General features: G+C 40.7%; 19 protein-coding genes and 1 tRNA gene. 9 read left to right on the forward strand and 11 right to left on the reverse strand.

Annotated features, from left to right (window positions below; genetic code table 11):
• The first annotated feature begins 8 nt into the window (after window positions 1-8).
• From B7P33_RS15215 to B7P33_RS15225, 3 genes are all read left to right on the forward strand, one after another.
• Window positions 9-686, forward strand: coding sequence for an MIP/aquaporin family protein (locus B7P33_RS15215; RefSeq protein ID WP_097442911.1), 678 nt, complete (start codon window positions 9-11; stop codon window positions 684-686).
• Between the two features lie 152 nt (window positions 687-838).
• Window positions 839-2263: an amidohydrolase gene (locus B7P33_RS15220; protein WP_097442913.1), complete on the forward strand. Its 1425-nt coding sequence runs from the start codon at window positions 839-841 to the stop codon at window positions 2261-2263.
• Window positions 2235-2720, forward strand: coding sequence for a GNAT family N-acetyltransferase (locus B7P33_RS15225; RefSeq protein WP_245871811.1), 486 nt, complete (start codon window positions 2235-2237; stop codon window positions 2718-2720). The genes B7P33_RS15220 and B7P33_RS15225 overlap by 29 nt, the downstream gene beginning before the upstream one ends.
• A gap of 4 nt (window positions 2721-2724) precedes the next feature.
• On the opposite strand, the gene murA is transcribed toward B7P33_RS15225, so the two are convergent.
• The 3 genes from murA to B7P33_RS15240 all read right to left on the reverse strand — a co-directional run bounded on the left by murA (window position 2725) and on the right by B7P33_RS15240 (window position 5266).
• Complete coding sequence (gene murA, locus B7P33_RS15230) at window positions 2725-4032, reverse strand: UDP-N-acetylglucosamine 1-carboxyvinyltransferase (protein WP_097442916.1); 1308 nt, start codon at window positions 4030-4032, stop codon at window positions 2725-2727.
• A 20-nt stretch (window positions 4033-4052) separates the two neighbouring features.
• Window positions 4053-4709 (reverse strand): DUF4290 domain-containing protein, encoded by a 657-nt coding sequence (locus B7P33_RS15235; protein WP_097442918.1) that lies wholly within the window; start codon window positions 4707-4709, stop codon window positions 4053-4055.
• A 269-nt stretch (window positions 4710-4978) separates the two neighbouring features.
• A complete protein-coding gene (locus B7P33_RS15240) occupies window positions 4979-5266 on the reverse strand; it encodes a DUF493 family protein (RefSeq protein ID WP_097442920.1) in 288 nt (95 codons plus the stop codon).
• Window positions 5267-5427: 161 nt separating this feature from the next.
• On the opposite strand from B7P33_RS15240, the gene B7P33_RS15245 reads away from it, so the two are divergent.
• The 5 genes from B7P33_RS15245 to B7P33_RS15265 all read left to right on the forward strand — a co-directional run bounded on the left by B7P33_RS15245 (window position 5428) and on the right by B7P33_RS15265 (window position 10118).
• Window positions 5428-5970, forward strand: coding sequence for an AAA family ATPase (locus B7P33_RS15245; RefSeq protein ID WP_097442922.1), 543 nt, complete (start codon window positions 5428-5430; stop codon window positions 5968-5970).
• A complete protein-coding gene (locus B7P33_RS15250; protein WP_097442926.1) occupies window positions 5970-7889 on the forward strand; it encodes a RecQ family ATP-dependent DNA helicase in 1920 nt (639 codons plus the stop codon). Before B7P33_RS15245 ends, B7P33_RS15250 begins: the two co-directional genes overlap by 1 nt.
• A gap of 158 nt (window positions 7890-8047) precedes the next feature.
• Window positions 8048-8995: a methionyl-tRNA formyltransferase gene (fmt, locus tag B7P33_RS15255; protein WP_097442928.1), complete on the forward strand. Its 948-nt coding sequence runs from the start codon at window positions 8048-8050 to the stop codon at window positions 8993-8995.
• A 177-nt stretch (window positions 8996-9172) separates the two neighbouring features.
• Entirely contained in the window at window positions 9173-9445 is a 273-nt protein-coding gene (locus B7P33_RS15260) for an HU family DNA-binding protein (RefSeq protein WP_097442930.1), read from the forward strand.
• A 112-nt stretch (window positions 9446-9557) separates the two neighbouring features.
• Entirely contained in the window at window positions 9558-10118 is a 561-nt protein-coding gene (locus B7P33_RS15265; RefSeq protein WP_097442932.1) for a YqgE/AlgH family protein, read from the forward strand.
• A gap of 63 nt (window positions 10119-10181) precedes the next feature.
• On the opposite strand, the gene B7P33_RS15270 is transcribed toward B7P33_RS15265, so the two are convergent.
• Both B7P33_RS15270 and B7P33_RS15275 read right to left on the reverse strand, forming a co-directional pair.
• A complete protein-coding gene (locus B7P33_RS15270) occupies window positions 10182-11042 on the reverse strand; it encodes an aminotransferase class IV (RefSeq protein WP_097442934.1) in 861 nt (286 codons plus the stop codon).
• Between the two features lie 22 nt (window positions 11043-11064).
• The gene (locus tag B7P33_RS15275; RefSeq protein ID WP_097442937.1) at window positions 11065-11448 is read right to left on the reverse strand and encodes an START-like domain-containing protein; all 384 of its coding nucleotides are present in this window, start codon (window positions 11446-11448) and stop codon (window positions 11065-11067) included.
• A gap of 130 nt (window positions 11449-11578) precedes the next feature.
• Between B7P33_RS15275 and B7P33_RS15280 the strand changes: the two genes are divergently transcribed.
• Window positions 11579-11652 (forward strand) — tRNA-Met (locus tag B7P33_RS15280).
• Between the two features lie 354 nt (window positions 11653-12006).
• On the opposite strand, the gene B7P33_RS15285 is transcribed toward B7P33_RS15280, so the two are convergent.
• The 6 genes from B7P33_RS15285 to B7P33_RS19410 all read right to left on the reverse strand — a co-directional run.
• Window positions 12007-12537 carry a hypothetical protein gene (locus B7P33_RS15285; protein WP_097442940.1) on the reverse strand — a complete coding sequence of 177 codons (531 nt, stop codon included), beginning with the start codon at window positions 12535-12537 and terminating at the stop codon, window positions 12007-12009.
• Between the two features lie 67 nt (window positions 12538-12604).
• Window positions 12605-13345, reverse strand: coding sequence for a peptide arginase family protein (locus B7P33_RS15290; RefSeq protein ID WP_097442942.1), 741 nt, complete (start codon window positions 13343-13345; stop codon window positions 12605-12607).
• Between the two features lie 53 nt (window positions 13346-13398).
• Entirely contained in the window at window positions 13399-16401 is a 3003-nt protein-coding gene (locus B7P33_RS15295; RefSeq protein ID WP_172435966.1) for a TrlF family AAA-like ATPase, read from the reverse strand.
• Window positions 16402-16523: 122 nt separating this feature from the next.
• Window positions 16524-17963 (reverse strand): hypothetical protein, encoded by a 1440-nt coding sequence (locus B7P33_RS15300; RefSeq protein ID WP_097442949.1) that lies wholly within the window; start codon window positions 17961-17963, stop codon window positions 16524-16526.
• 363 nt (window positions 17964-18326) lie between these two features.
• A complete protein-coding gene (locus tag B7P33_RS15305; protein WP_141402497.1) occupies window positions 18327-18806 on the reverse strand; it encodes a BfmA/BtgA family mobilization protein in 480 nt (159 codons plus the stop codon).
• Between the two features lie 1192 nt (window positions 18807-19998).
• On the reverse strand, window positions 19999-20189 hold a 191-nt coding region (locus B7P33_RS19410), incomplete at its 5' end, for a hypothetical protein (protein ID WP_172435968.1).

Here is a 20189-nt window from a genome sequence, read left to right on the forward strand (position 1 = left end):
CCAAACTTATGACCGTACGTCCGAATCAACTATTTTCCGAGTTTTTAAGCACCTATATTCTCGTTTTTTGTGGCACCGGTGCTATGGTAGTCAATGAAGTAACCGGGGGATCTGTTACCCATGTGGGGGTTTGTTTGGTGTGGGGATTTGTGGTTTTGGCCATGATCTATGCCTTTGGCGAAATCAGTGGTGCCCATATGAACCCGGCCGTAACGGTAGCCTTTGCTGTAGCCAAAAAATTTGATTGGAAAAATGTGCCACCCTATGTATTGTCCCAATCCGTTGGGGCCCTATTGGCGAGTACCACCCTTTGGTTACTATTTCCGGCCAGTGAGTGGTTAGGGGGCACCCACCCGTCGGTAGACCCTTATTTTTCACCGGGAAGCACTTTTATCTTGGAATTCTTACTCACTTTCTTTTTAATGGTTACTATTATCAACGTGTCTACAGGATCCAAGGAAGTCGGGGCCATGGCCGGTTTGGCCATTGGTGGGGTGGTAATGTTGGAAGCCCTTTTCGCCGGCCCCATGACCAATGCCTCTATGAATCCGGCCCGCTCATTAGGTCCGAATCTCGTATCGGGCCATTATCACGACCTTTGGATTTACCTATTGGCCCCTACTTTAGGTGCCATCTTTGCCGTGTTTACCTGTAAATGGGCCAAAGGCCCCAAATGTTGTGACTAATCCCACCTAAACGACCTCACTTTAATACTAGGGTTCTAATTTGTATATTTAGTGCCGTCTGAGTAAATAGGAATCTTTACAAATCCGTAGTGACCAACTACGGGAGGGGTACGTGTTTGCTCCACTAGCTAACTCTCAAATAATCCAACGCAATGAAAAAATTAGTATTCGTTTTTTTCTTGGTAGCTGGCCTAGGTTATAGTCAGAAACTAACGAAAAACAAAAAAGCCGTAATGGCTTCTGTGGAAAAACACAAGGCGGAATTGATCAAAATAAGTGACTCCATTTGGGCCTTGGCCGAGACCGCATTCGAAGAACATGCCTCATCAAAGATCCTGGCCGATTATGCCGAAGCCCAAGGTATGACCGTAGAAAGAGGGGTAGCCGGTATGCCCACGGCCTTTACGGCCACCTACGGATCGGGCAAACCCGTAATCAGTGTTTTGGGCGAATTCGATGCCCTACCCGGAATTTCGCAAAAGGCCTTGCCTACCAAAGAGCCTTTACACGAAGGTGCGGCGGGGCATGGTTGCGGACACAATATGTTCGGAGCGGCCGCTTTAGGTTCTGCCGTAGCCATCAAAGAATTGATTGAAGCCGGAAAGGTCAAAGGCACCGTAAAGTTTTTGGGTACCCCTAGCGAGGAGAAATTCTTCGGTAAGATCTGGATGGTTCGCGACGGACTCTGGGACGATGTAGATGTGAACATCAGTTGGCACCCCAGTGCCTCTATAAAAGCCGATGTACAGAGTTCATTGGCCCTGGTAGATTTTAAGGTCGAGTTTTTCGGACAGGCCGCGCATGCCTCGGCAGACCCTTGGAACGGTCGATCGGCCTCCGATGCGTTGGAATTGTACACCACCGGAATCAACTATTATAGAGAGCATGTAAAACCCACCGTACGTATCCATTACCATATACAAGATGGCGGACAAGTGGTAAACGTGGTTCCCGATTACAGCCGTTTATGGGTACGGGTTCGCGATACCAAACGAAGTGGCATGATGCCGGTTTACGAACGTATCAAGGCGATGGCCGAAGGTGCCGCCATTATGGCCAATGTAGATTATAAGATATCGTTGATTTCTGGTATCTATGAAGTATTGCCCAACCGGTCAGGGGGTGCCGTTATGCAGAAAAACCTAGAATTGTTGGGTGGTATCACCTATACCCCGGAAGAAATCGCCTTTGGAAAAAAAATACAGGAAGTTACCGGCAAACCCCAAATAGGTATGAATAGCACCATTAGTCCTTTGGAAGAAACACGAGAGCACCCCGGTGGTGGTTCTACCGATGTGGGCGATGTGAGCTGGAACGTGGCCAACATCAATCTAGGCGTAACCACAGCCCCTGCCGACACCCCTTGGCATTCTTGGGCCGTAGTAGCCTGTGGTGGTATGAGTATAGGCCATAAAGGCATGGTCTACGCCGCCAAAGCCATGGGCATGACCATGGTAGATTTGTTCGAGAACCCGAAAACGGTCCAAGAAATAAAGGCCGAGTATTTAGAGCGTAAGGGAGACGAGGTCTATAAAGCCATAGTACCCGATGGCCCGCCACCTATTGATGGTGAATAATAGCATTGAAGTAAAACTGGTAAGTGCCGAACAAGTATGGCCCATACGCCATATCGCCATGTGGCCGGAAGCTGATTTTTCCTATATCAAATTACCGGAAGACCCCAAAGGAATGCATTTTGGGCTCTTGATCGACGGAGAATTAATCAGTGTGGTTTCCTTATTTGACAGAGGTTCGGGTGTTTTTCAATTCCGGAAATTTGCCACCTTACCGGAGCATCAAGGCAACGGCTATGGTAGTCTATTGCTGAAACATATGCTTCAACACGCTAGACACATGATGGCCCGGCAGATCTGGTGCAATGCTAGAACCCATAAACAGCGGTTTTACGAAAAGTTCGGATTCAAATCAACCGGAGAAACCTTTATCAAAAAAGATCAGGCCTATACGATAATGGCCCTAAACGGAAAGGAAATTAACCTGACAGGTTTCAAAAACCAAACCTGTCAGGTTTAAAAGCTTAAAGTCTAACGATCTTGGCTCCGATGGCCTTTAGTCGTTCTTCGATATTTTCATACCCACGATCGATCTGTTCGATATTGTGGATGGTAGAAGTACCTTTGGCAGAAAGTGCGGCAATCAACAACGAGATTCCCGCGCGAATATCGGGCGATACCATAGTGGTAGCCTTTAGCTGCGATTTAAAATCGTGACCGATTACCGTGGCCCTATGCGGATCGCACAAAATGATCTTGGCCCCCATATCGATCAGCTTATCTACAAAGAACAAGCGGCTTTCGAACATTTTTTGGTGTATAAGCACCTCTCCCCTAGCCTGTGTGGCCATAACCAAGATAATACTTAATAAATCGGGGGTTAAACCTGGCCAAGGCGCATCGGCTATGGTTAAAATGGAACCATCGATATAATTCTGGATCTCATAGCCATCTTCATGCTTGGGAATAAAGATATCATCGCCTTTTTGTTCCAAGGTAATGCCCAATTTCCGGAATACGGAAGGGATCACCCCCAGATTTTCCCAACTCACGTTTTTAATGGTAAGCTCACTTCGGGTCATGGCAGCTAGACCGATCCAACTACCGATCTCGATCATATCGGGCAACATGGTATGTTCGGTTCCGCCTAATTTTTCGACCCCTTCAATGGTCAATAAGTTAGAGCCTACCCCTTGTATTTTGGCCCCCATGCGGTTCAGCATTTTGCAAAGTTGTTGCAGATAGGGTTCACAAGCGGCATTGTAAATGGTGGTGGTGCCCTTGGCCAAGACGGCGGCCATTAGAATATTGGCCGTGCCGGTTACCGAGGCTTCATCGAGAAGCATATAGGTACCTTTGAGCTCTTTGGCCTCTACCCCGTAAAAATGTTCTTCACGGTTATAACGGAAGGTAGCGCCCAATTTCACGAAACCTTCAAAATGGGTATCCAATCGGCGTCTTCCGATCTTATCGCCTCCGGGTTTAGGAATATATCCCATACCAAAACGTGCCAATAAAGGTCCTACCAGCATAATGGATCCTCTAAGGCCCCCACCGTCTTTTTTGAACTGTTCCGATTGCAAATACCCTGTATTTACATCATCAGCCTTAAACGTATAAGAACCTTTTCCTTTCTTTTGGATCTTGACCCCTAGGTCTTCCAAAAGCAGTATCAGTTTATTTACATCTACAATATCCGGGATATTGTGTATCGTTACGGCTTCGTCGGTCAACAAAACGGCACAAAGAATCTGGAGGGCCTCGTTTTTGGCCCCCTGTGGGGTTATCGCTCCATGGAGTTGATGACCACCTTCAATTTTAAATGTTCCCATTCAGGTTGTAAAAAGTATGGTTAGTACCTCTTTTTGTTTCGGTTATTGCGGTGTTGTCCTTTACGGCCATTGCTTCGCGGGTTGTTCGATTTCGACACCCTATTTTTCAAGAACTGGCCACTTTCGGTAAGATCTTCGCCCTTTACGGCCATATCGATACGACCGTCACTCAACTCTAACAAATGATTAAATATCACACTATCTTCTACGGAATCCTTATTCCAGTTCAGGTAGCATTTTTTCATGTGGTTGGCAATGGCATACTCCAAACCGTCGCGCATATCGCCTTTATCCCAACTTACCGCCACATCGATCATACGTTTGATGTTGTTACCGTAAAAACGATACTTGGGAAAGCTTTGTGGGTAATCTAAAGGGTCGGGACGCTTACTGAACATTTCCTCGGTAGGCACCTCATACGGTGATTCTACATTCAGTTTAAATTCCGACATAATGAACAACTGATCCCAAAGCTTATGCTGGAAATCGGGTACATCGCGCAGATGCGGTTGTAAATTACCCATAACGCTGATAATGGCACGGGCTATTTTGTTACGCTCGGCATCATCTTCAATCTGCAGGGCATGGTCGACCAACTTTTGAACGTGTCGGCCATATTCAGGTATAATGAGTTTGGAACGCTCTGTATTGTATTCCAATTTTTCTATTTGATCCAATATAAAGGGTTTAGGTAACTAAAAAACGAAATGGAAGTTGTTCTATGAACGATTGCAAGGTAATAAAATTATGGCTTCTGACCATTTTAGAGACTGTTTTGAAATATGTCAATTGTTTTTTTATGCCTCTTCCTGCCTGCCGGCCGGCAGGTTTGAGCCTTATTTCGTTAAAATTTTAAACCGTAGCCCAGCTATGCTAAAAAATTTTGCCTTATAAAGCATCAAAAACCGCCTATAAAAATTCCAATCACACATTACAAAATAGTCTCTTAGAGGGAGATAACCCCTTCTACGGCACTTACCTCTATATATTTTTCGATTACTTTGGCCGGATTGGGCATACGTACATTTATGGAAACCGAGGTATAGGTACCCTTTTTACTTTGCTTAGAGTTGATTACCGCGCCCATATTATTAAAGATATCCTCGATCTGTTGGATCTTGGCGGTATCAGTAGGCACGATGAATTTGTATAGATAGGGTGCTGGCCAATTGGTATCTTGCTCCAATTGCTCTTTTAACCTACTGTAAAATTCCTCCGCTTTCTTTGGATCCATATGTCAAATTCTTTTTGGCAAAGATAGGTCTTATAGGTCTATAATACATGTCGAGCAAGGTTCTTAAGTAAGGTCTCGTAGTAGTTCGGTTAACATCATTATAGCGATAGGGTCTATTTTCTCACTTATGTTTTATTTCTTTGCATTTTAAGACACTGTTTTTGGATACCAAAAGAATATTATTGATTGGAGGGCCAAGTACGGGTAAAACCTCCTTGATAAAGGCCTTGGAAGAACAAGGTTACCCCTGTTTCCATGAAGTTTCTCGCGAAGTAACCCTGGCCGCTCGGGAAGAAGGTATACAACAATTGTTCGTTAGCCACCCTACCCTTTTTAGTGAGCGTTTGTTACAAGGCAGGATCAAACAGTTCGAAGCAGCCAAAGACATGAACGAGGCCTTGGTCTTTTACGATCGGGGTATACCGGACGTGGTCGCTTATATGGATTTTGCGAACGAAAACTACAATCAAAGTTTTACCCAACCCTGTACCGATTATCGCTACGATATCGTTTTTATGCTATTGCCCTGGAAAGAGATCTACACCTCTGACAATGAGCGTTACGAAAATTTCGAGGAGGCTTTAAGAATCCACACCTATTTAGAGAACACCTATGCCCAATACGAGTACCAACCCATTGTGGTACCCTTTGGAAGCATAGCCGAAAGGGCCGCCTTTGTCATTGATCATTTAAACCTAAAATAGTGCAGTTGTCCCCTATCCAACTTCTCGAAAAGTATTGGGGGCACACCACTTTTAGGGGGTCTCAAGAAGCTATTATTGAAAAAGCCATGGAAGGCCGCGATGCTCTGGTACTTATGCCTACCGGAGGAGGAAAATCGGTCTGTTATCAAATACCGGCTTTGGCCCAAAATGGGTTGTGTATCGTAGTCTCGCCTTTGGTGGCCTTGATCAAAGACCAAGTAAACGAATTAAAACGAAAAGGCATTAAGGCCATGGCTCTGACCGGAGGCATCCCATTCGAAGAACTACTCGATCTGCTCGATAATGCCCAATTTGGCGGATTCAAATTCCTGTACCTTTCCCCAGAACGGTTACAGCAAGAAGTGGTTCAAGAACGCATCCGCGAAATGGATGTGAACCTCATTGCCATCGATGAGGCCCACTGTATCTCGGAATGGGGCCACGATTTTAGACCGGCCTATCTAGACTGTGCCCTGTTACGCCAACTGGCCCCGAATGCCCCGGTTATGGCCCTAACCGCCACGGCTACCCAAAAGACCCAAGACGATATCGTCGCTAATTTAGAGCTGATCAACCCCTTTATCTCCAAAGATTCCTTTAAACGCGATAACATCCGTTTTGGAGTCTATGAACAAGAGGACAAACCCCAACGGTTGGTAGACCTCTGTCAAAAGGCACAAGGTAGTTGCATCGTTTATGTAAGGTCTCGAAAACGTTCGGAAGAGTTGGCCCAACTCCTGAACAACAAAGGTATTAAGGCCCTGTTTTTCCATGGCGGACTATCGGCAGGTGAAAAGGAAAAACGCTTACAGGCTTGGGTACACGAACAGGCCTCTGTTATGGTGGCTACGAATGCCTTCGGTATGGGTATAGACAAGGCCGATGTGCGATTGGTAATACATTACCAACCTCCCGAAAGTATTGAGGCCTACTACCAAGAAGCCGGTAGGGCCGGAAGGGACGGTTTACCAGCACAAGCGATTTTATTGTTGGGGCCAGACGATACACAACATACCTTAGAACGTTTTAAACATCAATTACCGAGTATCGCCTTTATAAAACAGGTTTATCGGAACCTGAACAACTATTTTCAAATCGGGTATGGCGAACTCCCCTTGGAAGTCCAACGCTTTCGTTTTTTGGCCTTTTGCCATCAGTACCAAACCGGGGCCGGCATTACGTACAATGCCCTGCGCATCTTGGATCAATACGGTGTACTGCGGCTCGATGAGCAGTTCAGCACCCACAGTTTGGTGCGCTTTATCTGCCCCAAAAACGAATTGGCCCCGTATTTAGATACCCATCGTGCCCAAAGTGGATTAATTCAAACGGTGTTACGCACTTATGGGGGTATTTGGGAATACGAGACCAAGGTAGACACCTATAGATTAAGTAAAAAACTAGGGTACTCTGAAGAAAAAGTAGCCGCTCAATTAACACAATTGGCCCAAGACGGATTAATCGAATACACCGCCAAACACCGCGATGCCGAAATTACCTTTCTCTGCCCTAGGGAAGACGAACGCACCATAAACCCCTTTGCCAAGATCATTAAGACCCAGCAACAACTTAAAATGGGAAAACTTCAGGCCATGCTGAAGTACATTAACCTAAAGAAAGATTGTAGACAACAATATATATTACAATACTTTGGGGAAACCGAACCCCAAAAATGTGGGCATTGCGATCATTGTCTAAAAGAAGCTCCCGTTCCAACAGATTCGCTAGCGATTACCGACCAAATTATAGCGGTATTATCAAAACGAAAATGTAGTTCTAGGGAACTGATCAATGGCCTACCTCATGACCCAATGGAAATATTGGAAGCTTTAAAAGAACTACTGGCCGAAGGAAAAATAACCATTGGTCCCGATAACACATATGAATGCCCGAATTCGGGCGATACAGCTATAGATTGAGAGTTTAAGCAAAATAAAGGCGCTCAGGCAAAAACCTGAAGCAATGTATTTTGTCACTCCGAGCGCAGTCGAGGAGCCTTAAGAACACCGTGTCTACCGGACACAAGTAATTAAATTTTGATTGAATTCATTATTATGTTTGACAAAACAAAAACAATATGAAAAGAGCCTTACGAATCGTTTTTATGGGAACCCCAGATTTTGCCGTGGGTACCTTAAAACAGATTATAGAAAACGGATATGAGGTAGTCGGTGTAATCACTGCGCCGGATAGGCCGGCCGGCAGGGGTAGAAAGCTACGACAGAGTGCTGTTAAGGAATATGCCGTTGCCCAGGGCTTGCCCCTATTGCAACCCGAAAAATTGCGCGACCCGGAATTTTTAGAGGCCCTAAAGGCCTGGAAGGCCAACCTACAGGTTATCGTGGCCTTTCGCATGTTGCCCAAAGTCGTTTGGGACATGCCCGAATATGGCACCTTTAACCTACACGCCTCTTTACTACCCAATTATCGTGGTGCGGCACCCATTAACTGGGCCATAATAAACGGGGAAACCGAAACCGGGGTAACTACCTTCTTTATTGACGATAAAATTGACACCGGGGAAATCATTCTACAAGAAAGCACCCCAATTTTACCAGAAGATAATGCCGGAAGCCTACACGATAAACTCATGGCACAAGGGGCACGATTGGTGATAAAGACCCTAGGGCTGATCACTGAAGGGCCCGTTACGACCCAACCCCAACCCGAATCGGCCCAAAAAACAGCTTATAAAATACATAAGGACACTTGTAAGATAGATTGGTCCTTACCCGGGGAAAAGATCCAAGACCATATTCGAGGGTTGAGCCCCTATCCGGCCGCATGGACCGCCTTTACCAATGGTGAAGAAGCAAGCACCGTTAAATTGTTCGAAACCCGCTTCGAAAAAGCCTCGCATGAATTAAAAGTGGGATCCCCGATCGTAGATAAGCATAGTTTAGGTATTGCCGTATCCAACGGCTACATTAATGTTCTAAGTTTACAATTGGCCGGGAAGCGAAAAATGGAAATCGCAGCAGCCTTAAACGGATTAAAATGGCAGGATAATGCCGAGTTCCTTTAAAACAAAGGGTTTAGAGGGATTTTCCCTGAAAAATCGCACAAAAGCTGTTAGTTTATCAACAGAGCTTCCGAAGTTATCAACAATCATGCGCTTTTCCCGCGGTTTTACTTGCGTCGATCAAGAATCCGTATAAATTTGTTATGTAGATATTTTAACAACAATTAATTTCACTTAATTATGAACAAAACAGAGTTAATAGATGCTATGGCTGCTGATGCCGGTATCACTAAAGCTGCCGCTAAAAAAGCCTTGGAATCTTTCCTAGGAAACGTTGAAGGTTCCCTTAAAAAAGGTGGTCGAGTATCTTTGGTAGGTTTCGGATCTTGGTCTGTTTCTAAAAGGAACGCTAGGGAAGGAAGAAACCCACAGACTGGAAAAACCATCCAGATTGCTGCTAAAAACGTAGTAAAATTCAAGGCTGGTGCTGAGTTGACCAACTCTGTAAACTAAGTCTTTTTCGTATAGAAAATATATAGGGCGTTCCCCGCTGGGGAGCGCCCTTTCTGTTTTCTCACATAGTATTTAACTAAAAAATGCTATATTTAAGTACAACTAAACACGTATGACCAGGTCTAAACCCGATAAAGGCACTTTGTTGATTGCAGAGCCGTCATTGACAGGAGACATTTCTTTTACCCGTTCGGTAGTGCTATTGGCCGAGCATTCAGAAGAAGGTTCCCTTGGTTTTATCTTGAACAAACCCCTGCACTATATGATCAGCGATCTGGTAAAGGAAATCGAGATTCCTTTTCCGGTCTATAATGGTGGACCCGTAGAACAAGACAACCTCTATTTTATACATAAGGTGCCGCATTTAGTAAATTGTAGCGTAGAAATCGCCGATGGTATATATTGGGGCGGGAACTTCGAGACCATTATCAATCTGATAAATAATGGGGATATTTCTGAAAACGATATCCGTTTCTTTTTAGGGTATTCGGGCTGGGATGCCTTTCAGTTAGACCAAGAACTGGAGTCACAATCTTGGGTCTTGGTAGAAAACAGCATGGAAAACGATATTTTCCTAGAACCGGCCAAAGCTTTTTGGAACAAGAAAATACACGAATTGGGTGGTCGCTACCTCATTTGGGCCAATGCGCCTGAAAACCCGAGCCTAAACTAAGGGCTACCATACAAAGAGTCCCGAAATGCACCAGGACGCGTCATTTAAAAAAAAACATGAAAATCAGCCTTCCATAACCGATAAACGGGCCATGGTATTCAATTTACCGATCAATTCGGAAGCCAAGCTAGACTGATATTGCTTTTTACGGTATTTGGTTACCGGTAGTATACCTTGAATGGCATTGGTAAGGAACAGCTCATCGGACTTTTGGAGTTCAAATGGGGAAATAGAGCGTTCTTCCAAGGTTTTGCCCTCCATTTTTCCTATCACCTCCATTAGCTTTTGACGGATAATTCCGTTCAGCGCACCATCCGAAAGCGGTGGGGTAACCACGGTATCCCCTTTCACTAAAAATAAATTGGCATTAATGGCCTCGACCACATGCTTGTTCCCATTGATCAACAAACAATTGGCATAGCCATTTTCTTGGGCGAAAACCCCGGCCACTACATGCAGGGCCTTATTATTGGTCTTTAAGGTGGAGAGCAGATCGTTGTTTACGTAATAATCCTTAAACAATTCAACTTCATACGAAGAATCTTCGAGCGTAAAAAACGCATTTTCCAAGGCACTGGCCTCCAACAAATAGTCTATTTCATTGGTGTTGGGCATATAACGCCCACCCGCCTTACGGAATACGGTTAAGCGTACCCTACAGGTTTGCGCCAACAAACCATTGGCCTCCAGCAGGATTTTGATCTCTTCGGCCAAAAACTCCATAGTAAACGCCATGGGTATCTCCATACGCAGCATACGCATAGACGACATAAGCCTCAGATAATGATCTTCCCAAAAGACCGCTTTACCCCCCATTACCCGTAAACTTTCGAAAACGGCATCACCTACATATAGTCCCCTATTACCATGAGGTAGATAAGGCACTTCCTCGGCCATAAGTTGGCCATTGAAATTTACTTGCATAAACCGCTACAGATATGGGTTGTTATACAGAGCCTAAAACATGTTTTAAATCGGAAATCTGGTTGTCCCAAAGCATTTTGGCCTCCTCCATTTCATCGTCTTCCGAAAAATCGGTGATAAACAGGGAGACATCTTTGGTAATCTCATCTACAATGATCCGCATTTCGAAAAAGTCACCAGCTTCGGCATCTTCCCATGCAAAACGAACGAACTCATCGGTTTTCTTTTTGAGCATTTTGGCGATCTCTTCACTTTCGTCCCAAATAAAGGTAAAATCCTCTCCCCTAGAGTTTACGTTATCGGCAAACCATTCAGAAAGTCCGGAAGGGGTAGATATATATTGATAAAGTAGTTGTGGCGAAGATTGAATTACGAACTCCAATTCGTATTTTGTTTTTTCACTCATTCTCGAATTGTTTTACCGAACAATATAGATATTTCCCCCACTAAAAAAAACAAATGTCAATTTATTTTTTGGTGATTTATTTTTTGATTGAGCCAAAATAATCCGTTATATTTGCAGCCGTTTTAAGCATGGCGAGGTAGCTCAGCTGGTTAGAGCGTCGGATTCATAACCCGGAGGCCGAGGGTTCAAGTCCCTCTCTCGCTACTAAGTAAGACAAGGGTTTCAAGAGATTGGAACCCTTTTTCTTTGCCCCAAACTTTCTTGGGTACAACATAGGTACAACAAGCACACTTAACTCCGAAAAGTTTTAGGGCATAAAACATTTTAGAGGACATCTCCCTTAGTGCTCCATAACCTCTAATTCACTCACTGTTAATAACTTTTATACATAGCGACAACAATAGGATCCGGCATTTTTTATAAATGACTTAATTTTATTGAAGAAAATTAACATTATGATTTATTTTGATGATGAAGAGGAGGATACCTCCCAGGTAGACAATCAACCACCTCGTACTACGGATGAATGGGTGACAAGCAATGAACCTCTTCCAGATATTAAATAAAAAGCAATAGGTAAATAAAAAGGGCTAACGTGACGAGAACTACGGCTAGAGAAATAGAAAGCCTTAGCCTTTTGCTACCTTTATGAACTTCATTAGTGTTCTTTAGGATGCCTTCATTAAGATCAATTAACCTTATCTTATAGTACTGTTTTAATTGATTTTTCTCACTAAACTGTTCGTAGTGGCGGTGAATTAATTTTTTTGGTTCACACCCTGGAACAGTCATTCCTGCTGGTAAGATATTTTTATATAAAACAGCAAAGGAAATTATCATGGATAATGCCAACAATAAATACAAAATATCACTTTTGGCATATTCCATATCCACAAGCTCATTTGCCGAAAAAGATAAAATTGAAAAATAGATGCCGATTGCAATAAAACTTGTGTTCCTATTAGCTCTAAAAGAGATAAAGGTTTGAGAAAGTCTTTCATTTGCTTCGCTATATATTAACTCTAAAGTTTCCAATTCATACTTGTCCGTATCTAGATTAATATTTCTTTGCTTTCTTTTATCCTTCATACAGCAATTAGCTAAATAACCATGGCTTATATTCTAATTGAATTTCAAATAATTCCTTGTTACTAACTTAATGACTAGACTTGTTACTCAATAGAGTAATAAAATCCAAGTCTAAAACATCACATATAATTTCAGTTTTTTTTATTGAATTTTGCCATCCCCCACAACATTCAGGGCTTAAACAAATAGTGAAAACTGTCAGTTTATCAATAACTTTTCTAATTTTAAGTACTAGCTGTATAATATACTCGTCATCTATCACCTGAATATTAACTTCACCGATATTACTGTAAAAATAGTCTATATCCAAGTTTAATATCCAGCCTTGGTCACCATACTGGTCTATCAGAGAGTCAACATCAGATAAAAGCCTTAAAAAATCCAAATCCTCATTAATGAAATAATCTTCTCGGTTACCTTCATCATGCGTAGCAAAGAAAGTGTTTTGAAATAAATTTGGATATGCATAGCTAAGATTCAAAATGTAATTATCCCATCTGAACATTTGAAATTGGTCTCCATTGTTTCCTAGTTGCCTTAATTCTAAATATTCCTGAAAAGACAATTCATGTAAATTAATTCCTTTATCAATAACCTGTGTTTGGATAGTTTTTTTAAATCCGAGTAAATCATAATGTCTGTCAATATGCAAATAGTTATGAGGGATTTCTCCATCAACCTCCTGTAACCACGACCAACCAGCAGCCAAATGATTATCCATAATATATATATTGCCAACATTATAGAGAAAATTTACATTTTCATTTAATGAAACGCCTAGTTTAGCAGGAGGTTCTTTTATCCACATAATCTGTAATTTTGTTCTAATCGAAAGAAGTCAAAGTTATCTTCAATCAGGAATTACTTTATCCGATATTTTAGTCTACGTCTTACAAAAGCAGGTTGTGTTCCTTCTAAAACATCTATAATTTTTTGGTTTATTCTAGGATTTTCAATAGCACCTGTTTCATGAGAAAATTTATAATTTTGAGATTTTTCTAACCTAACATAAATAATTTGTTCTGCATCGGCACCAACTGCTAAATTTGGATTGTGTGTGACCAATATCACTTGACGATTCTTTTTTGCTTCACGAATACATGACGCCAATACTGTAAAAATACTTTCATTATCCAGATTGTCTTCCGGTTGGTCAATAATCAAAGGGGTGTTGTTTTTATCAAGTTGAAGATAAAATACTAACAATAACAATCCTTTTTCACCCGGAGATAGTTCATTTAAGGATTTGTCTCCTAAGCGTAATTCATAACGTGTAGAAAAATAGCTTAAGGAAAAAAGATAATCATAGAAATCCTTAACATTGTGAACCTGTTCATTAATATCGTTCGGTTTTCCTTTATGATTTTTAAGTTTATCTATTAACGCTTCGATAAATGAGTAAACCGAATTAAAGTCATTCCAATTCACTTCTGAAAGCAAACTTCTTAAAAGGTCTTGGGCACCCTGCTTACCATAAAAAGAACCCGTTTTATTCTTGTTTATGTGGTCAAGAAGAGTTTTAGAAAAAAAATGTTCCAATACAAAAGCCGCCTCAATGTTCACGGAAAAATCATCAGTTCTTACCGAAGCAAGTTTCGACTCAACGCTTTGTTTGAGCTCCGAATAAAAACTAAGAACATGTTGCATGCTCTCAAAAATCTTTCCGGAAAGTTCTCTCCGTTTAGTGTATGCGGCATCAAGTTTACTCGCAAGTTCTTTATTAATATATGATAATCGAGCTTCTAATTTCCTAATTGTTCCTGGACTGGGATTTTCTTCCTCTCCTATGATCGCCAATTTATTCGATTTCCATTTTGAAAGCCTATCAAGGTAGTTTTGGTACTTTCTTTGTGGAGTCCCTAATTGCTCTTTAAGCTTGCTAATCTCATTTTGTACGTATTCAAAGGCAGAACGCAAATCAGGTATACTGATTACTTCTTCAAAGTTTGTTATACTGCCAAAAGATTGTTTGTTATCCGTTTCATATTTTACGATTTCAGCTTTAATCGTAGAAATCATGGTTGTAACCGGCTCAATATTGGCCTTTAAGCTAATAATTTGATTAATATCTAAGCCAAGTTCTTCACAAACGGTTGTTAACGCTCCTTTCTGTTTTATGAACTCGGCATTCATAGAGGAAAGGTTTTGTTGCAAGGAAGTAGCCTTTTGCAGTTTGTTTTTTTCCTTGGTCACAATCTCAACCGTTTGTTTTTCCTTTTCGTTGATAGCCTCAATTTTTTTATTGAGTTCAGCAATTTTATGAGTCAGTTCTTTTTGCTCAGGAGTTTGACCTTCAGGTTTGTCAACCTCTTTTGGCTTTAGCTTTTCAAGAGCATCCAACTCAGCCTTTTTAGCTTTAAGCTTTTCTTCGAGACTAAGCTTAAAATCAGGATTGCCCTCTTTTTCTAGGCGTACAATCTCAATGTTTATTTCTCTTAGGTTAGCTTCAAAAACACTTGTTTCTTGACTACTTTGTTGTGTTTTAAATTTCTGAAGTTCAGAGAATGAGGTTTTACCCATTTTTTCAGTTTGTTCGACATGAGAGAAAACCACATCCTCTATTTCGCGCCGGAACTCTTCAATCTCTATATCATTGGTAAGTTGTTCAAAATAATTCTGAGGCAAGTAACGTACCATTTCCGGTTTGGCCTTATCTACAAAATCATTAAGATTTTTTGATATAGCTGTACCACTTTCCAATTGGAATTCAGCATTGAAGTTTTCTGCAAATCCGGGCTGTTTGAATTTCTTATTCTTAGTACGATTTGACAAAAAAGAAAAATACTGTTCCTGATTGCTTTCTCCAAGTAAACCCAAAATATCAACTAGTGCACTTTTCCCGCTTCCTTTGTTCCCAATAATAGCAATCAGCTCTGGATTTAAGGGGATGTCTACCCCTTTAAACCAGCTACCGTTACTTTCGTTATAGTCTTCAATTTGGTCAATCTTTAAGTTTGATATAAACTTGGTCGCTTCTTGTTTTTTTCTTGCCTCAACTGGCGGTTCTGACCCTATAAAAACTCTTACGTCAGGTTCATAGCAAATTTGTTGCAATCCCCTAAAGGTTAGGTCAGCCTTTATCCAAGTGGGTTCAAAATTAGGAACATTACCTTCAAGTCTTTCTAAATCATCAAAGGAATGAGCATCACTCCCAGATACCACAGGTTTAGGTTTTGATTCACCTTCCACATATCTGTCATTCCTTAAAAACCAGTCTTTGTTTTTAGAACTACCAAAAAACACATCAGCTATCTCATCCATCGTGTCAGATGCCCTTACTTTTCTTGGCGATTCCGAGTCCGTACTTCTAATTCCATCGTTGTTTGCCGGAAACACAATTAGGTATGGTTTTTCATCGCCGAAAGTAACCTTTAATGCATCCTTAAGCGCTTCCATATTAATGCTAGCCGCTTTATATTCATCCTCTTTTTCCAAGTCGGAACATGAAATTTTCCCGCCAGTAGGGGATTCCCCAATAATCTTTAGTTCGGAAAGAAACTTGCTTATTTTTGAATGTGGACAATTGGTTTCGTCATTATCAAATATGACATGTACATTGGGATTATCATTACTTCTACTTATAGCTTCAGAAAACCTGAGCTCAATATTTGGAAAAAAAATCTTCTTTGATTTTGGATATCGATTAAAGTACTTTTCAATGAGAATGGTATAATTGTCAAAGCTATAATAATCGGTTATCCCGAATGCTTGAACGGGTGAAGTCTCCAGTGCATCGATGTATTTATTCCATATTGCTTCTTCGTCTTCATCCTTAAACGCATTAGCTAGTTTTGTTTTTGGTGTGTGAATGTGTAAGTCCCATCTACGCCATTCGGATCCTCTTTGAGAGTTGATGTTGGTCATGTTACTTTTGTTGGTTACTTTGAGAAACATATAGTATTTAAATTATAGCTTCAATGCTTTAAATAAAAAAAGTTTTAATAGTTTGTATATCAGTTGTGTAATGATGTTATTTTGATAGTGGTTCATTTCTTTTCTTTTTTAATTGACAAGACATAATTCAAAATTGGTCTCCTAGTGTTTTCTTCTTTTTCTAATCTTATAAAACCCCCTTCAAAAATCCATTCAAAAGTTATGTCTTTATCTTCATAGACAAATTCCTTTTTCTTTATCTTTAACTCCTGTAAATCATCATACCCAAAACATCTAGTTATTGTATCTATCAATGTTTCTGCTTCAGTATAATAAATAAACCTTGAATAATTTTTAAATGCTTTTCTAAAGGTCAAAACCAATCCTTCTATTTCTGGGTAAATAGTACAAATCACGTAATTGAAATAGTTGAAATAAAACTTAGGTAATTTAAATGCAAACGTTTCAGTGTTCGATCCTTCCTGTGAAGAGTATGATTCAACAAAGGAATCTTCCTGGCAAAAACTAATTGCTTCTCCGAGAATATCATTTTTCTCATCTATATCGTCAATTACTTTTGATAATTCAGATATCAAATCGTTCGGCTCAATAATCTTGGTTGGGACATTGAATTCATTGTAGAGCACCTCTGACTTAATCCTTAATTTTTTGTCCATTGCAACAAAGAAATCACAATGTGCCCCATAAAAAGAATGTTCACCATCAGCTTGAATATTTTGCATATTGTCTGTTGGTTTGGGTAATTTATCAATTTTATATCCAATAATGTCCAGCATTAAATATGCAGTTGTGTAATATTCATATTGATTTACCGGCTCTTTTTTGTGTTTAAAAGTGGTCTCAACATATTCAAGAAATGTCATTTTGGTTCCCTGTTTTAACAAAAAGTAATCAATGTTCTTTATTACTTCGTCATAATTCCAGTTACCAGAATTTGACTCAAGCTTAAATCCATACTCACCCAAAGAATTTCTAAAGTCCTTGTAATATTTACCATCTTTCAGTAGTTTTTGGGAGAAGGGGCCTATTTCTTTCATCAAATCCCACATATTAGAATTAGGCTTCAAGTTGGGAAACATCTTTTTCATAATGTCCCTATTTTCATCCGTTATCTCAATTCCAGAAGGCTGGCTTTGATATAGAGACTTCATTAAACCGCTCATTTCACCAAATCCGATTTCATCAAGTGATTCATCAAGATCTTTAAACACTTTTTCCATATCCATTAATTCGGATATGTCTTCTTTATTTTTTTCACCTTCGAAGTACTCCGTCGGTGTTCCAAACAATGGTTCTATCCCATCTTTACCCCATCTCAACAAATGTTTGTCCGAAAGAAATTCTAAAGTCCTCAAGTCTTCTTTGAAAAGTTCATTATCCGGATTATAACTCTTCATCAGGTCAGTAAAATGGGCAGGAGTATAAGGGATTAGAAAATACTTCTTGTGTTTAGAAATAAAATCTTTAATATCCTTATAATCCGGTCTTTTAAGACTGCTAATTACATTCCAATCTAAGTAAACTCGAATCATACATTTTATTCTTAATAAGCCTATTTTGACTCAGTCTATAATGTTAATAACCCCGAGAAATTTCCCTAAAAGGTGGAAAATTCAGCTTTCGTTTAATGGAATCCACAAAACTTTAAACTCCACCTTACTATTCCTAACAGATATCCGTAACCAAAACCTCGATTCAAATACATAAATAAACGCAAAAAAAACACTACACCATGGTTACTTTAAACTTAAGTGTTTCATGCTATATAGATTCTAAATTAGTTCATTTCAGCTAAATTATCTATAAGAAATGCTCCTTTCTAAGCTCTCTTTTCACTTTTATTAGCTCATCCTCAGTTAGCTCCAATCTATAATTTTTTTTCCTAAAGCTACTTTTTACCCCTTGACATTTTCAAGTACATAGCTGGAATCTCTTTTTAAGTCATCAAAGCTCTCCCTCAATCGCTCATAGCGTATTTTGAGAACCGCTGTGTCATCCATATCGGGAAAAGAATTACTACCCAAATATTGGCGCTCCACCTGTTCAAAGAAACTTTCTTCTTCCTCTTTCTCTCCTTTTTGAAACAATCTAAAAATCATGGCATTCGTTGGTAGGGTCTGGATCTTTTCGATATCCATGATAATCGCCATTATGACCTCTGTTCGTTTAAGGTTCTTCAAAATTTCCTTTAATAGGCCTTTACCGTACTTGTCCGAAGGGAAAAAGCTGTGCCAGTCAAAAAAAAACATAACCGTTTCCAATGTTTGGAAGTAACTTTGCCCACCCTTTTCGAGAACTTTTTGAATTTGGTCAAGGTTCTTTTTTTTTCCGTACCGTTTTAAAATCATCCAAGGTTTAATCTTGTTTTCTTTCAAATTGTGACAATCTTTTTGAGTGTTTATCGGGTGTCTCAGAGGTTTTGTTACAATTTCTGAGTTTCCAATCAAAACCTCAAATGTCCCGAATCCCCCATATTTAGGGGCTTGGGGAGAAAAATGGAAACGTAACGGTGCGCCAGCACGTTACCCTCTTGCTATTCCTTTTTCTTCCCACAGGGTCAAAAATTCCATACGACCTTATAAAATTCGGTCGCCTTCAGTCAAATCATAAGGTTCGTGATCAAAAGGAAAGTCAAATCTACCCGATGTCCTTTGGGGATAATGACCACTATTGGATAATTACATAATCCAACACAACTAAGAAAAATTATAGTTTCCTGAAATGGATGGTGCATCTAGATCAAAACTTGCTGTCGTACAAAAGGTTAAAAAAGTAATTGGATATTATCTTAACTTTAATGTTCAGTACAACAACTGGTAAGAGGGTACATATCAACGGAGAACTGGTATTGCCCTCTATCTTTTTATGGCCTTCCAAAGGATAATATTTCGGAGACCACTATTTCGGTTATAAAACGTTCTCCGACTTGGTCATCATGGATTATACGGTAGGTCGGTTTTCCTTATTCAAGGACCTCTGTTCCTTTCGTCAAACGCCTATGCATAAAATCCGCCGTTTTACCAATTGCTATTACGGCATGCCAAGAGGTTTTCCACCGCCTTTCATTTTTGCCGAGAAATGTTGTTCATGGGTCGCAAATGGAAACCTCACCATTTTTGTCCCGCTTTCCATAACTATCAGCTTTGGGGCTTTACCCATATTGCCGATCAATCGTACCATATTCCAGATTGCCACATTTATATTCTTAAGTTTCGTTGGGACTTAAGGGGGCTATCCCTTGTTTCTCCCACATTGACCCCACAATAAAAGAAGTGGGTTCGGTCAAGGCTTTTAGCGACCTATCGATTTCGGTTATGGGCAACCCTCATATTATTGCCATTTAAATTAACCTTGTGTCCGATTTTAACATCGCTAAAACCCTGCATGGCCTTGACGGGTTCCACAGAGGGGTTAGAAACCCTTTCCTAAGGGGTGGGCGGAACGAGTGTACAGGGCGTTTAACGAATGCAGCCCACCTCTTCGGATTAGGGTTTCTTATCCCTTGCCCCGTTTTTCGTTGTCCCGAAAAACGATCAGGGCTTCTTTTATTATGGCCCCTTAAGACCCTTATGTATTACTATCGTCCGAGAGCAACAGTTTTTCAATCGCATCGTAACTGGTCAATTGGTCGTCGGGGAGTATGTCGTTTATAAGTTCAAGTATGGCCACCACGGCCGTTTCATTGGATAAATAGGGCAATCGAGGTGACATTGAATTGCCTTCCTGTTCCAATGCCGCAATGCTTACCCGCAGTAGAC

This window comes from Sediminicola luteus (genome assembly GCF_002514735.1).
Taxonomy (GTDB): domain Bacteria; phylum Bacteroidota; class Bacteroidia; order Flavobacteriales; family Flavobacteriaceae; genus HQA918.